We start from the raw sequence: 12,718 nt of genomic DNA, 5'->3' as shown, positions 1-12,718 counted from the left end.
GCACGACGCGACATCCGATGTGGCGTCTCGAGGTGTCCTCCGACATCGCGGAGCGCGCGGACGTTCGGTAACGACGGCAGTAGCCGGCGTGGCACAGCCTCGACACGTCGAGGGGAATGGGCACGTGATTCCCGGGGTTGGACCAGTTCAGTCGCTACGTAAGACAAGGAGAGCACCCGGTGAGTACGCAGTCCGATGTCCAGGCCGACGGCCATCCGCTGGACGACCCCGTCCGAAGTTCTCTGCTCGGAGCGCACGCTCGCTTTGCCCGGACGGTGGGCCGCAGTTTCCGGTTCGATCCCGAGGTGGCGCCGTTTCTGGGCCACCCTCCCGTCATCGAGAACGAAGACTGGGACGATATTGCAGCGCTGTTCGGCCCAGGCGAGATCGTGTCGTTGCGAGGGATCGGACACGAACTCCCCGCGGGCTGGGAGTTGATCGATCAATTCGGGCTCGTGCAGCTCGTCGGCACTCACTTGGAGACACGGCCGTTTCCGTTCGCAGTGCACCTCGGGGCAGCGGATGTACCGGAGATGATGGGCCTCGTCGAACGCACCAAGCCGGGGCCGTTCCTGCCGCGGACCTTCGAACTGGGCACGTACCTCGGAGTCCGAGAAGCCGGTGTGCTCGTTGCGATGGCGGGGGAGCGGATGCACCCGGAAGGCTGGACGGAGATCAGCGCGGTGTGTACCGACCACGCTCACCGCGGGAAAGGGTTGGCCACCGAGCTCGTCCGCGCTGTCGGCCACGGTATTCGTGAGCGCGGGGAGAAGCCGTTCCTGCATGCATCGGCGTCGAACGAGAACGCCATCAGGCTGTACCTGTCGATGGGGTTCGAGCTTCGTCAGCGCTCCCGATTGACGCTCGCGCGTACGCCGGTCTGAGTGCGGTTCGACGCCTACAACCGCGATGGTCCGCTGTTCCTTGCCGCCGAGAAGATGTTCTGATCTCGCCGATACCTTCTGCTCGCACAGTCCCAACCTGAAGACTCCGCTCGTAGCTCGAATCTTGGCATGATGGGTTGGTGACCGACGAACCTTCCCAGCGTCCCGACGAACGATTCACCCTCGCCAGCGAGCGCACGTTCCTTGCCTGGATGAGGACATCGCTCGGATTGTTGGCCGGCGGGATCGCGATCGTGCACTTGGTCCCCGACTTCAGCACCGGCTGGGTCAGGGTCACCCTGGGACTCGTCCTGATTCTCATGGCCGCATCCGCCTCGATGGTCGGCCTACGGCGTTGGCTGCAGGTGCGCAGGGCGCTCGAAGCAGGCGCCCCGATGCCCGAGGCCAAGGAACTATGGCTCTTCGCCGTCGGGATCGGTGCGATTGCTGTGCTGGCGGCGGTTGTCACCGTGCTGGGGATCGAATGAACCTACGGTGACGTGTCGGTGTGCCGGAGCAGAGTGCACAATCGGAGTACCAGTGACATTTGAACGAGGGAGTAGCGCGTGGCACAGGCTTTGAAACTTGGATACAAGGCGTCGGCCGAGCAGTTCGGTCCGCGTGAACTCGTCGAACTCGGTGTGCTTGCCGAGCAGCACGGCATGGACTCGGCGACGGTCAGCGACCACTTTCAGCCGTGGCGCCACGAAGGCGGCCACGCCCCGTTCTCGCTGGCGTGGATGACAGCCGTCGGCGAACGCACCAAGACGATCCAGCTCGGCACATCGGTGTTGACGCCGACGTTCCGCTACAACCCGGCGGTCATCGCCCAGGCCTTCGCGACGATGGGCTGCCTCTACCCGGGACGCATCATGCTCGGCGTCGGCACCGGCGAGGCGCTGAACGAGATCGCCACCGGCTTCAGCGGAGAGTGGCCCGACTTCAAGGAGCGTTTCGCGCGCCTGCGTGAGTCCGTGCGCCTGATGCGCGAATTGTGGCTCGGCGATCGCGTCGACTTCGAAGGCGAGTACTACAACACCAAGGGCGCCTCGATCTACGACGTCCCCGAAGGTGGCATTCCGGTCTACGTGGCGGCCGGAGGACCCGTAGTCGCCCGATATGCGGGACGGTCGGGGGACGGCTTCATCTGTACCTCCGGCAAGGGTATGGAGCTCTACACCGACAAGCTGCTGCCCGCCGTCGAAGAAGGCGCAGGCAAGGCCGAGCGCGACGCAGCCGAGATCGACAAGATGATCGAAATCAAGATCTCCTACGACACCGACCCTGACCTGGCGCTGGAGAACTGCCGGTTCTGGGCGCCGCTGTCGCTGACGCCGGAGCAGAAGCACTCCATCGAGGACCCGATCGAAATGGAGAAGGCCGCCGACGAACTCCCCATCGAGCAGGTCGCGAAGCGGTGGATCGTCGCCTCCGACCCCGACGAGGCCGTCGAGAAGGTCAAGCAGTACACCGATGCAGGGCTCAATCACCTCGTCTTCCATGCGCCAGGCCACGACCAGAAGCGGTTCCTCGAGCTGTTCGAGAGCGATTTGGCTCCGAGGCTCCGCAAGCTCGGCTAGATCGCGCGCCCCCCTCCGGCATGAATGGACCAGCGCAACGGTCAGACGGCTACAAGGGTCCATTCATGCGGAAGGTGGGGAGTCCGCGGACAGCGCGAACATCCGCATCTCCCGGTCGGTCCGGTTCTTGTACTCCCCGTACACCTTGACCATGTCGTTGAAAGCGTCGTAGATTCTCGCTTTCTCCGGTCCGGTGACGGGGGTGGCCTTCACCGGGATTTTCTTGCCTCCGATGGCAACGGTTGCCCGCGGTTCTTTCAACAGGTTCGACGTCCACGCCGGGTGGTGCTGTTGACCGAAGTTGCTGCCGACGACGAAGAGTTGCATTCCCTCGCGGTAGTACAGCAGCGGCGAGGTTCGCAGTGCCCCCGACTTGTACCCTGTCGTCGTCAACAGCACGACCGGAGCAGCGATGGGGCCGAGGATCGTGAACCGCCCGTTGGTTCGCTCCAGCAGTCGACGGTCGACCCCGGCGAGATTTCTGATCACCCACGAACCTGGCTTCGTCGCTGCGAATGCAATCGCCGGCTTACGGATGACGCTGGTGTCGCTGCCCCATCGGACATCGGGGAAGGGTGATTCTGGCATCACTCATCTGACCGCTACGCGTCATCCGCTGTCAACAGTGGAACCGCTACGCTGGCGGTCATGGCCGAGCCAGCATCGAGCATCTACATCGCCTCACCCGAAGGCGATACCGGGAAATCGACCATCGCACTCGGAGTGCTGCAGATGCTGTGTGCATCCGCGGCCAGAGTGGGCGTGTTCCGACCCGTCGCGCGGTCGACCACCGAGACCGATTACATACTCGAACTTCTCATCGACCACACGACAGCGGATCTGTCGTACGAGCAGTCTCTCGGTGTCACCTACGAGGCAGTGCATTCCGATCCGGAAGTTGCACTCGGCGACATCGTCGCACGTTTTCACGAAGTCGCTGCGAACTGCGACGCGGTGGTTATCGTCGGCAGCGACTACACCGACGTCGGCAGCCCGAGCGAACTGAGCTTCAATGCCCGCATCGCGGCGAACCTCGGCGCTCCCGTTCTTCTGGCTCTCCGCGGATCGGAGCGGTCTGCGGACGAGATCGTCCAGCTGGGTCAGCTGTGTCGGGCCGAACTTCATCAGCATCACGCGCATCTCGCGGCAATCGTCGCCAACCGCTGCGACCCGGACAAACTCGACGAGATAACCGCTGCCCTCGTGCCGCTCGGTGTGCCCGCGTGGAGCCTGCCGGAGATCCCTCTGCTCATTGCCCCGACGATGGCCGAGCTGCTCGTCGCCATCGACGGTGAGCTCTACAGCGGCGACGCCGAGCTGATGCAACGCGAAGCTTTACGCGTCATGGTTGGCGGTATGACGGCCGAGCATATTCTCGAGCGACTGACCGAGGGCGTCGTGGTGATCGCTCCGGCCGACCGCTCCGATGTCCTGCTTGCTCTCGTCAATGCCCATGAAGCAGAGGGCTTTCCATCATTGGCGGGCATCATCATGAACGGCGGAATCGAACCGCACCCTGCCATCGCCCGTCTTGTCGCCGGTCTCGGACCACGGCTCCCGATCCTGACCACCGGCCTCGGGACGTTCGACACCGCCTCCGCCGCAGCCAAGGTGCGAGGCAAGGTGGCCGTCGGCTCTCAACGCAAGGTGGACACCGCCCTGAGTTTGATGGAACAGCGGGTCGACGCGCGAGCGTTGCTGGATCGCCTCGAATTGGCCATCCCGTCGATCACGACGCCGCAGATGTTCGAGTATCAACTCATTCATCGAGCCCGTGCCGATCGCAAGCACATCGTGCTGCCCGAGGGTGGTGACGACCGAATCCTCAGAGCCGCAGGACGACTGATTCAGCGCCAGGTCGCGCAGCTGACGATTCTCGGCGAAGAAGGCCCCATTCGCAGACGTGCCGCCGAACTCGGTGTCGATCTGGGCGATGCCTCGGTGCTCGATCCGAAGACCTCGGACTACGCGGAGGAGTTCGCCGCCGACTACACCGAACTTCGCAAGCACAAGGGTATGCGTGTCGAGCGGGCCCGCGAGATCATGTCGGACATCTCGTATTTCGGAACCATGATGGTGCACAAAGGAATCGCCGACGGGATGGTCTCCGGCGCCGCGCACACCACCGCGCACACCATCCGCCCGTCGTTCGAGATCATCAAGACGGCCGACGGCGTGAACACCGTCTCCAGCATCTTCCTGATGTGCCTGTCGGATCGGGTCCTCGCGTATGGCGATTGCGCCATCGTTCCGGATCCGTCCGCCGAGCAACTTGCGGACATTGCAATCTCGTCGGCCGCAACGGCCGCGCAGTTCGGAGTGGAGCCGAGAGTTGCCATGCTGTCCTACTCGACAGGCGATTCCGGCAGCGGCGCCGACGTGGACAAGGTCCGCGAAGCGACCCGCCTCGTTCGTGAACGGAGCCCGGAATTGCTGGTGGAAGGGCCGATTCAGTACGACGCAGCGATCGAACCATCCGTCGCGAAATCCAAACTGCCGGACTCCGAGGTTGCCGGCCGCGCGACCGTGTTCATCTTCCCTGACCTCAACACCGGCAACAACACCTACAAGGCGGTCCAGCGAAGTGCAGGTGCGGTGGCCGTCGGCCCGGTACTTCAGGGTCTGCGTAAGCCGGTCAACGATCTTTCGCGAGGAGCGCTCGTCGAGGACATCGTCAACACCGTTGCCATCACCGCAATCCAAGCCCAGGGGCTTGCGGCGCAAGGAAGTGCAGAATGAGTGTCCTCGTAGTCAACTCAGGTTCCTCCTCGGTCAAATTTCAACTCGTGGACCCTGAATCAGGGGAGTCGCTCGCCTCCGGACTCGTCGAGCAGATCGGCGAACCCGAAGGACGCATCGTATTGGAGTATCGAGGCGTCGAGACCGAGAAGCGCCGAGAGATAGCCGACCACGGCGTCGGACTCGCCGTTGCCTTCGAGATGCTCGCCGATGCCGGAGTGGCACTCGGCTCCGACGTCACCGCCGTCGGGCACCGGGTTGTGCACGGGGGCGAGATCTTTTACCAGCCGACACTGATCGACGATGCAGTGCTCAAGCAGATCTCCGATCTCAGCAGTCTTGCGCCGCTGCATAATCCGCCGAACGTCCTGGGTATTGAGGTGGCTCGCGAGCAACTTCCCGACGTGCCCCACGTCGCGGTGTTCGACACCGCGTTCTTTCACACGCTGCCCGCTGCCGCATCGACGTACGCTATCGATCGCGATATCGCGAAGGCCCACGGCATACGGCGTTATGGCTTCCACGGAACGTCGCACGAGTACGTGTCGCAGCAGGTAGCCGAGTTCCTCGGTCGCGACGATCTGAACCAGATCGTCCTGCACCTGGGAAACGGGGCTTCGGCGTCGGCCATTGCGAGCGGCGTCCCCATCGACACGTCGATGGGCCTCACCCCGCTCGAAGGGCTTGTCATGGGTACACGCAGCGGCGATATCGACCCGGGCGTGGTGATGCACCTGCGTCGAAGCGCGGACATGGATGTCGACGCCATCGACCAGCTACTCAACCGGCAGTCCGGGCTGAAAGGGCTGGCCGGGGTCAACGACTTCCGGGTGTTGGGCGATCGGATCGCCGACGGCGACGACAACGCGAAGCTCGCGTATGACGTCTACATTCATCGTCTGCGCAAGTACATCGGTGGGTACATGCTCGATCTCGGCAGGCTCGATGTCATTACCTTCACCGCCGGGGTGGGTGAGAATGCGGCGAACGTACGAGGCGACGCGTTGGCAGGCCTCGAAGGTTTCGGTATCAAGATCGATCAGGAGCGAAATACACTGCGCAGCAAAGAGGCTCGGGTGGTATCCACTGATTCGTCGGCGGTGAAAGTGATGGTCGTACCGACCAACGAAGAGCTTGCCATTGCACGCGCCGCAGAAAAATTGGTTCAGAACATCGATTGAGGCCTGATGGCGTTGGCGAGATCGACGAGGGTGTATCGGTGCGCTCGATCGGTTGCATTGCGTGCCAGCGACCTCAATCCGGCCTCCGTACCAGAGCGCAACCCTGTCTCGGTGAACGGCGCTCCGAGTATGGGTTCGCGTTCGGCTTCCACCGCGTGGCCCGAGCGGACCCAGTCCATCGCCATGGCCAAGACCAGAGTGCGCATCTGAAGCGTGCGGCTTTCGCCTCGTGGCAGCATCGCCACGCGGCGAGCAGCTTCGCGGAAGTCGGACTCTTCGAGGTCAGGGGACGGACGGTCCATCAACAGCGTCAGCACACTCGTCATCCTGGCCACAGCGTAGTGACGCGAGCTGATCGGAACCTGGTCCAGCACAGCGACCGCTGCGGCAGGATCGCTTCGATACATCATCTGACGGGCGAGCCCGAACGCCGAACTGACCACTGCACGATTGGTCCGCCACACCGCCTTGTAGTAGGACTCAGCGCACGCACGCCACTTCTCACGCTCGTCGGTGGACGGTTGTGCCGTGCTCTCCATGATCAACTCGGCGCTGGCAGCCAGCGCGATTTTTGGAGCCAACTCGCCGGGCATGGCGTCGAGCACCTTCTCGAAATGTTCGGATGCGTCGAGAAATTGGCCCTTCAGCAACTCCAAGAGGCCTGCATACCACTCGACTCGCCAGGGATCGTTACCCGCGGTCCGCACCTGTTTGAGTACCGACTCCGCGGTGCCGGTATCGCCGAGGTCGATGTGGGCCTTCACCTCCGCCAGTGTGATCTCCAGACCACCGGGGGAGCCGTCGGCGAAGCGTTCGATGCCGTTTCGGCGGGCGTGAGACAACGAATCGAGCGTCTGTTGGGGCGCGCTGTGCACTGCGGCAGCGAGCAATGGTGCGGACGGATCGCTCGGGTCGACAAGGGGGACGGGCAATGCCGAGACGACCTCGCGGGCACTGATTCTGTCGCCGCGGACCTTGCCGTCGACGTACGTGTCCGTTCGCCCCACCGACTCCTCGGTGCCGAACACGGTGCGCGGTGGACTGAATGCCGTCGACAAGCCAGGCCGCTCGGCGCCTGTCTGCAGTGCCAGAATCTCGCGCAGCACCCCGGTGGCCTGACCTCCGAGAACCTCCGCGGAGGAGAATCGTTGCGATGGATCGGGATTGGTCGCCCGCACCAGCAGACGATGGAACGACGGGTACTTCCGCAGAAGTTCGTGATCCTTCGGATCAGGGATGCCCGGATCGAACTTCCCCTTGGTGGACGGCATGCCCAGGGTCAGTACCGCCAGCGTTCGGCCTGCGGTGTAGATGTCGGTCGCTACCGTGGGGCCTGTCTCGATGATCTCGGGTGCCTGATATCCCGCTGTGCCGTAGAGGTATCCGTAATCCTCGATTCCTGCGACTGCGCCCAGATCGATCAGCTTGATCTGATCATCGGTCACCATGATGTTCTCGGGCTTGAGGTCGTTGTAGACCAGGCCGATCGAGTGGAGGTACGCGAGCGCAGGCAATACCTCGAGGAGATAGGCGATGGCCTGCTCGACGGGCATGCGGCTGTGATCGGGCCGCGCCGAGAGGATGTCGCGAAGAGAACGTCCGCCGACGTACTCCATGACGATGAAGCCGATCTTGGTGCCGTCGGCGCGCGGCTGCTCGACGAAGTTGTAGATTTTCACCACGCCGGGGTGCGCCACTTCTGCGAGAAACTGCCGCTCGGCCATAGCGACGGCATGAGCCTCGTCGTCGCCGGAGTGCAACAGTCCCTTGAGAACCACCCACCGATCGCTGACGTTTCGGTCGATGGCGAGGTAGATCCAGCCGAGCCCGCCGTGCGCGATGCAGCCCTGCACCTCGTACTGCCCGACGACGAGATCGCCCGGCTCGAGCAGCGGTGTGAAGTCGAAGTGGGATCCGCAATGCGGGCACGTTCCCGACGGCGTGTCCGGCCCACCGTCCGCGCCGCGTCCGACTGCCGAGTTGCACTTCCAGCAGAACCGTTTGCGTACGGGGACACTCGGATCCGACATGACCGCGGTAGCGGGATCGACCGGATCGACACGCGGGACCTCGACGAGTCCGGCCCCGAGGCGCCGCTTGGTGTCGGTTCGATGACTGCGGCCCGACCTCACCCGGCCGGAGGTTCGCGAGGATCTCGCCAGCGGTGATGCCGTTGCTTGCGTGCGTTGAACGGCCTGGGTGCGGTCATCGTCCTGGGCGCGTTGAACGGCAGGGGTGCGTTGAACGGCCGGGGTGCGTTGAACGGCCTGAGTACGATCGGATGTCTGCGCGCGCAGCGAGGCTCGAGTCTGTTCGGTGCGCAGCGCGGCCTGTGTGCGCTCGGGGTCCGGCTGGTTCTGTGCTGTTTCGGTCCTCGGCGGCGGGGCGGTGCTCCGGCCCGTCGGAGTTTCCGGATCTTTGGAACTCATGTGATCGTCCCGTCCGTCAGTCCACGTACTGCGGGTACGGAGCGCCTGGCGATGAACCCATGACACTGAGCCACCTGCTGTACAACCGGTTCCAGGTGCCGTCGCCGCGGATGCGTTCGAGGGTGCCGTTGACGAACCGGACCAAATCGTCACTCTCCTTCTTCATCCCGATGCCGTAGGGCTCGGGGCTCAGGCTGTCTCCGACGATCACGAGGTAAGGGTCTTGGGCGACCAGCCCGGCGAGGATGGAGTCGTCGGTACTCACGGCGTCGACCTGGCGCTGTTGAAGCACCACGAGGCAATCCGCCCACACTGCGGCGCTGACGATCTGCGCGGTAGGCACGATCCGCTGAAGCCTGCGCAACGACGTCGTTCCCTCTACCGCGCACACCCGCCGGTTCGCGAGGTCGGCGACGCCGTTGATTCCGGAATTACGGACCGCCAACACCCGTTGCTGTGCTTGAAAATACACCGTGGAGAACGAGACGTCCTCCTTGCGCTCGCACGTGATGGTCATCGTCTTGACGACGACGTCGACATCGCCGTCCTCGAGCGCCTCGATACGTTCGGCGGAGGTCAGGATACGGAAATCGACGCGATCGGGATCACCGAACAGATCCCGTGAGATCTCACGAGCGATGTCGACGTCGAAGCCGACCAACTTGCCGGTCATCGGGTCTCGGAAGCTGAAAAGGTTGCTACCGGTGTCGAGTCCCACGATGAGGCGACCCCGTGCCCTGATCGCGTCGACAGTCGGAGTGGGAGGCGCATTCTCGGCGGCGACGTTGGCGGGAGTCGGGCGCAGACTCGCTGTGGGACGTGTGCACTGCGGTTCCGTTGCGGCCGGATCGGGAGCGTCGGTTACCGGGCCTGCGCCGTCGGGCAACGGAGGATCGGTATAACTGTTCTGCGACTCCGCCGGTAACTGTTCCGGCCCGACACAACTCGTGGTGAGCACGCAAACCAGAACCAGAACGAGAAGTGCGAGCAATCGGTTCACAGGTACTCACGCAACCTCGGTAGGAGTCCGGCACCGATGGCCGCCGAGGCGGCTACGGTGAGTATTACTGCACCGGAGGATAATCCGACCAGTGCAGTCTTACCGCGCGAGATGTTCCCGCGTAGTTCGGTTCGGGCTTGCGTGATGCCGTCCGCCAACATGTCGTCCAGTGCCCGGAATTGAGCGGCGGAATCGGCGACGCCACTGCCCGTCGCCACGGTCACCGCGGTGTTGAAATCACCGGTGGTCAACGCACCGGTGGAACGAGCATGGGCGCTCTGCCACTTGGTCAACGCGTCGATCATCTTGTCTTCACCGTCGAAAAGCTGCATGAGATCACGCGTGTTCACGCTGAATTCGGCGTCGTATTCCCTCATGCTGCCGCGCCGTACGAGGTTGAGCGTCTCGTCGGACCGGGCCTGCTGGGCGAGAATGAATCCTGTGGTCAGCGTCTGCAACGGCGCGACTCCGCGATTCAGCGCCCGATCGGTCGAGGTCGCCGAAATGAAACCTGCGACGAGCATCCACCCCAGCAGCATCGTCACCATCGCCGCCGCGCCGAGGAACCCCCAGTTGAATGTGCGATGGGTGCGCCTGGACAGAAATACCTGCGCGAGAACGATGAACATCAGGAACGCCACGATCAACACGATGGCGAGCACCGGGGGGCGAACGTACGGTTCCTGATCGGTGGACACCCGTGACGCCTGGTCGGTGTAAAGCCCTTCGGCGCGTGGAAGCAACGACGTCTGCATCAGAGCCGACGCTTCGCCGAGGTACGACGATCCGACGGGATTTCCGAGACGATTGTTGGATCTCGCGGTCTCCACCAAGCCCGTGTAGACCGGAAGACCTGCCCCGATCTCCGAGAGCGCCGCACGCGCGTCGTCGTCGGACTCACCGAGGCCGGCCGAGGCACGGATGAGCTCGGTTCCGGCGTCGCCGATCGCCTGGGCGTATCGATCCCGTACCTCTTGGGGTTCCAGGCCACCTGCGATGAAGGCCGTCGAAGCTGCTGCGTCGGCGACGGACAAGGCGCCGTAGAGATTCTGGGCGGAATTGGCGAGGGGTTCGGTGCGGACAAGCAGCGTGTCGAGCGTGTCTTCCCGATCCGATACCGCACCGGACGCGACGAGCCCGGTCAGAATCGAGGCCACCATGAGGAGGAACCCGAGGAAGATCATCAGGGCAGGCGTCGAGCGCAGCAGGCGTCGCACTTCGCGGCGAGAATCGCTCGACGAGGCCGAAGCCGCCGTTGTGGGAGGCACGGCAGCAGTAGGTGTAGTGCCGACCACGTTCACAGGTTCGAGCATATAAGTTTCTGGGCCACGTTCGTACGCGGACGCGGAACACACGCCCGAGCGGTTCACCTAAGGTGTTGAACTATGCGCGGTGACGGTGACGGGTGGGTAGTAGGTGACAACGGCACACAGCACTGGGGAAAGCACGGAGCCGCAGGTCTGCTCCTTCGCGCGCCCGCACCCGACGGCGAACCAACGGTCCTGCTGCAACATCGCGCGCTGTGGAGTCATCAAGGTGGTACGTGGGCCCTGCCGGGCGGAGCCCGAGACAGCCACGAGACAAGCGTCGACGCGGCAGTGCGAGAAGCCGACGAGGAAGCCGGTATCGGCTCGGCTCGACTACATGTGCGAGGTGAGCGAGTGACCGCTCGGGTCACGAGTGGGTGGACGTATGTCACCGTAGTTGCAGACGCCGAGACCCAACTCGACACCACGATCAACGGCGAAAGCACCGAGCTGCGCTGGGTCCCCGAGGAGATGGTGGACCATCTGCCGCTTCACCCGGGCTTCGCAGCGAGCTGGCCTGCGTTGCGCACGTCTCCTCTGCGCGTTCTCCTGGATACGGCGAACGTTCTCGGTTCGCGGCCCAACGGATGGTGGAAGGATCGGAGCGGCGCCACCGTCGAGCTGCTCGCCGCACTGTCCGATGCTCTCCCGCGCACCGTCGAGCTTGCCGGCGGCAGCTTTGGTTGGCTCACGAGGATCGAAGCAGTTCTGGAGGGCGAGGCGCGCGCAGCCCAATTCGAAGACGCGCGAGTGCCCGTCATCCATGCAGAGGGAAGCGGCGACGACGAACTCGCGCGGCGTGCCAACGACGGATACGCACTGACCGCTATGGTCACCGCAGATCGTGGCCTACAGCAACGATTGCCGACGGGAGTTCAGGTGCTCTCGCCGTCGACGGTCCTCGGCTGGCTCCGCTAGTTCCTACGCAGTTTCGCCGAGAGTTCCTGGGCCGCGGCCTGCGGATCTCGGGCCTGCGTGATGGCACGGACGACGACGATGCGCTCGCAGCCCGTTTCCAGGACCTCGTCTACGTTCTCGGCGTCGACGCCTCCGATGGCGAACCAGGGCCGTGCCGGAGCTGACTCGGCAGTAGTGCGCAGCAGATCGAGCCCGGCCGCCTTGCGATTCGGTTTGGTCGGCGTCGCCCACACAGGACCCGTCGCGAAGTAGTCGACGCCGTCTTCGATCGCCGCGAGCGAAGCTTGGCTGCGGTTCTGGGTCGACCGGCCGATCACGACGTCGGGGCCGAGGATCTGCCGCGCGTAGTGAACGGGAAGGTCGCCTTGTCCGAGGTGAAGTACGTCGGCGCCCGACGCCAATGCCAAGTCGGCGCGGTCGTTGACGGCCAGCAACGCGCCGTGACGTCGTGTCGCCGCCGACAGGATCGCCAGTGCCGCCAGCTCGTCCTTCGCTTCGAGCGGACCGAATTCACGATCGCCTGCGGAATTCTTGTCGCGTAGCTGAATGATGTCGACTCCACCGGAGAGCGCAGCCTCGGCGAACTGAGCCAGGTCACCATGCTCGCGACGGGCATCGGTGCACAGGTACAGGCGGGCAGAGTTCAAACGCTCGCGGGAGCTTTGAGTGGGAGGCACGGT

At 63.9% G+C, this 12,718-nt stretch carries 11 protein-coding genes; 6 read left to right on the top strand and 5 right to left on the bottom strand.

Going from position 1 to position 12,718, the window contains the following annotated elements; genetic code table 11:
- Nucleotides 1–179: 179 nt before the first annotated feature.
- From QMK17_RS07990 to fgd, 3 genes are all read left to right on the top strand, one after another.
- Nucleotides 180–884, top strand: a complete 705-nt coding sequence (locus QMK17_RS07990; RefSeq protein WP_283508097.1) for a GNAT family N-acetyltransferase — start codon at nucleotides 180–182, stop codon at nucleotides 882–884.
- 140 nt (nucleotides 885–1,024) lie between these two features.
- Nucleotides 1,025–1,372, top strand: a complete 348-nt coding sequence (locus QMK17_RS07985) for a YidH family protein (protein ID WP_283508095.1) — start codon at nucleotides 1,025–1,027, stop codon at nucleotides 1,370–1,372.
- A 78-nt stretch (nucleotides 1,373–1,450) separates the two neighbouring features.
- Nucleotides 1,451–2,464, top strand: coding sequence for a glucose-6-phosphate dehydrogenase (coenzyme-F420) (gene fgd / locus QMK17_RS07980; RefSeq protein ID WP_283508093.1), 1,014 nt, complete (start codon nucleotides 1,451–1,453; stop codon nucleotides 2,462–2,464).
- 63 nt (nucleotides 2,465–2,527) lie between these two features.
- Here fgd and QMK17_RS07975 read toward each other — a convergent pair whose 3' ends face one another.
- Nucleotides 2,528–3,052 (bottom strand): nitroreductase/quinone reductase family protein, encoded by a 525-nt coding sequence (locus QMK17_RS07975; RefSeq protein WP_283508091.1) that lies wholly within the window; start codon nucleotides 3,050–3,052, stop codon nucleotides 2,528–2,530.
- Nucleotides 3,053–3,112: 60 nt separating this feature from the next.
- On the opposite strand from QMK17_RS07975, the gene pta reads away from it, so the two are divergent.
- Nucleotides 3,113–5,203: a phosphate acetyltransferase gene (gene pta, locus QMK17_RS07970; RefSeq protein WP_283508089.1), complete on the top strand. Its 2,091-nt coding sequence runs from the start codon at nucleotides 3,113–3,115 to the stop codon at nucleotides 5,201–5,203.
- Nucleotides 5,200–6,384 (top strand): acetate kinase, encoded by a 1,185-nt coding sequence (locus tag QMK17_RS07965; protein WP_283508087.1) that lies wholly within the window; start codon nucleotides 5,200–5,202, stop codon nucleotides 6,382–6,384. Before pta ends, QMK17_RS07965 begins: the two co-directional genes overlap by 4 nt.
- Here the strand turns inward: QMK17_RS07965 and QMK17_RS07960 are convergent.
- The 3 genes from QMK17_RS07960 to QMK17_RS07950 are packed head-to-tail and all read right to left on the bottom strand — an operon-like array spanning nucleotide 6,369 to nucleotide 11,108.
- Nucleotides 6,369–8,813 (bottom strand): serine/threonine-protein kinase, encoded by a 2,445-nt coding sequence (locus tag QMK17_RS07960; protein ID WP_283508085.1) that lies wholly within the window; start codon nucleotides 8,811–8,813, stop codon nucleotides 6,369–6,371. The two genes, QMK17_RS07965 and QMK17_RS07960, sit on opposite strands and share 16 nt — an antisense overlap.
- A gap of 16 nt (nucleotides 8,814–8,829) precedes the next feature.
- Nucleotides 8,830–9,813, bottom strand: coding sequence for a transporter substrate-binding domain-containing protein (locus tag QMK17_RS07955; protein WP_442972711.1), 984 nt, complete (start codon nucleotides 9,811–9,813; stop codon nucleotides 8,830–8,832).
- Nucleotides 9,810–11,108 (bottom strand): hypothetical protein, encoded by a 1,299-nt coding sequence (locus tag QMK17_RS07950; RefSeq protein ID WP_283508084.1) that lies wholly within the window; start codon nucleotides 11,106–11,108, stop codon nucleotides 9,810–9,812. The genes QMK17_RS07955 and QMK17_RS07950 overlap by 4 nt, the downstream gene beginning before the upstream one ends.
- A gap of 90 nt (nucleotides 11,109–11,198) precedes the next feature.
- On the opposite strand from QMK17_RS07950, the gene QMK17_RS07945 reads away from it, so the two are divergent.
- Nucleotides 11,199–12,038, top strand: coding sequence for an NUDIX hydrolase (locus QMK17_RS07945; RefSeq protein ID WP_283508082.1), 840 nt, complete (start codon nucleotides 11,199–11,201; stop codon nucleotides 12,036–12,038).
- Here the strand turns inward: QMK17_RS07945 and thiE are convergent.
- Entirely contained in the window at nucleotides 12,035–12,715 is a 681-nt protein-coding gene (thiE, locus tag QMK17_RS07940; protein WP_283508081.1) for a thiamine phosphate synthase, read from the bottom strand. The genes QMK17_RS07945 and thiE overlap by 4 nt on opposite strands.
- Between the last annotated feature and the right edge of the window lie 3 nt (nucleotides 12,716–12,718).

The organism is Rhodococcus sp. G-MC3 (assembly GCF_030063335.1).
Taxonomy (GTDB): Bacteria; Actinomycetota; Actinomycetes; order Mycobacteriales; family Mycobacteriaceae; genus Rhodococcoides.
This window is presented reverse-complemented; position numbering and strand designations above follow the sequence as displayed.